At 73.5% G+C, this 1,672-nt stretch carries 2 protein-coding genes; one reads left to right on the forward strand and one right to left on the reverse strand.

Going from position 1 to position 1,672, the window contains the following annotated elements; genetic code table 11:
- A partial coding sequence (locus tag ACTIDRAF_RS31015) for a hypothetical protein (protein WP_016701269.1) occupies positions 1–710 on the reverse strand: 710 nt, incomplete at its 3' end.
- 398 nt (positions 711–1,108) lie between these two features.
- Here ACTIDRAF_RS31015 and ACTIDRAF_RS31020 point away from each other — a divergent pair.
- A partial coding sequence (locus ACTIDRAF_RS31020; RefSeq protein WP_016701270.1) for a PRC-barrel domain-containing protein occupies positions 1,109–1,672 on the forward strand: 564 nt, incomplete at its 3' end.

Genomic DNA, 1,672 nt, shown 5'->3' on the forward strand with positions numbered 1-1,672 from the left:
GGCTCGACGGTCCCCCCGCTCCCGGTCACCGGCGGTGACGGGTCGCCGGGGAAGCGCTGCTCGACCGGCGACCGTGGCGTGGGGACCACCGGAGGCAGGTCAGCCGACCGCAGGCGGGGTGGCAGCGTCAGGTAGGGCCGGAGCACCCGGCGGAGGACGGCGGCGGGAAGCAGCAGGGGAACCACCGCGGCCAACGCGGCGGCGAGCGACCCGGCCGACAGGACGTCCGGAGGAAGCAACCGGGCGGTGCGGTCGACCACGGCCCGGCGGAAGGGGAGCGCCAACAGGTAGAGCACCGCCATGAACAGCACCATCCCCAGCACTGCGCGGTGCACGGCACCGTGGTAGCCCAGCCCCTCGGCCGCAACCATCACCGCGATCCACCCGAGCAGCGCCGAGAACTGCGCCCTGCGGGTCGTCGCGGCCCAGGCCACTCCCGCCAACCAGCCCAGGGTCCGCAGCATCGGAGCCCGCTCGCTCGCCTCCAACCACTCGCGCACCCCGGAGAGCACCCCGCCCAGGTCCACCCCCAGCCCGGCCAGGGCCGCCTCCGGCACCCGCAGCGGGCTCCACCCCGCACCGACGAGGTAGTGGCCGACGATCCAGGCCAGGGTCCAGGCGGAGATCACCAGGGCGAGGGCGAGATGCCAGGGTGGGCGGCGCAGGGCGATGCGGAACAGTCGGAGAACGTCCTGCCGGCTCGACCACATGGCTTCCTCCCCCTCACCGCGCCCGTCCGCGACCGGGGCGCTGTGATCGATAGTGGCCCGGCGGGACGAGCTTGGGAAGGCACTCAACCGACCGGCGGCGCGGCTGCCGGCGCTGTCACGGAGAGTGATCACTGGAGTGGGCGCGGCGCCGGGCGGGGCCCCCGGTGCGGCACGGGTGCCGGTCCGCGACCGGGCCGGGCGCCCCCTTCCCCTCGCTGTCCCGGAGCGCGCGCGCCGGGACACGGACGGGTGGTGCCCGAGGCCCACGAACCCCGCCACGACCTACGGGCGAGGCCCCCGGTGCCGCAGCCGACGGCCGCTCACACCTTCGGGTATTTCGCCTGGCAGAACCACCCCGCGGGTACTCCAATCAGAGTAGTCGTCTGGAGGTGGCAAACATGACCAGTGACGTGCAGGACATCAGGGAACTTCCTGGCCGGACCGTCTACGGGGCGGACGGCCAGAAGATCGGCAAGGTCGCGCAGGTCTGGTTGGACGGCCCATCCGGCGAACCTTCCTGGCTGACGGTGCACACCGGCCTGTTCGGCATGCACGAGATCTTCGTGCCGATGGCCGGAATGCACATGACCGAGAACGGCGGCATCGAGGTGCGCTACAGCAAGAACCAGGTCAAGGACGCGCCCCATGTCTCCCCGGAGCGCGGCGAGCTGCCCTTCGAGGAGGAGCGCAGGCTGTACGACTACTACGGCCTGCCTCGTCAACGGGAGAGCGGCGAGAAGCTGCCCGGCGGGGAGGAACGGACCGCGACGTCGCAGGACACGACCGCCGAGCCGCCAGGACCGGTCCACTCGCCCGCCCCGCCCCAGCGCCGCCCCGAAAGCGGAGAGGCAGCAGCGGCACCCCCGGCCGGACCACCGCCACCCCCTGCGGGCACCACCCCCGGCGAACCCCCCCAGACGACGCGGCAACGGCCAGCCGAGACGTCCGCCGCCGGAGCAGCC

The sequence above is a fragment of the Actinoalloteichus spitiensis RMV-1378 genome (assembly GCF_000239155.1).
In the GTDB taxonomy this organism is placed as follows: domain Bacteria; phylum Actinomycetota; class Actinomycetes; order Mycobacteriales; family Pseudonocardiaceae; genus Actinoalloteichus_B; species Actinoalloteichus_B spitiensis.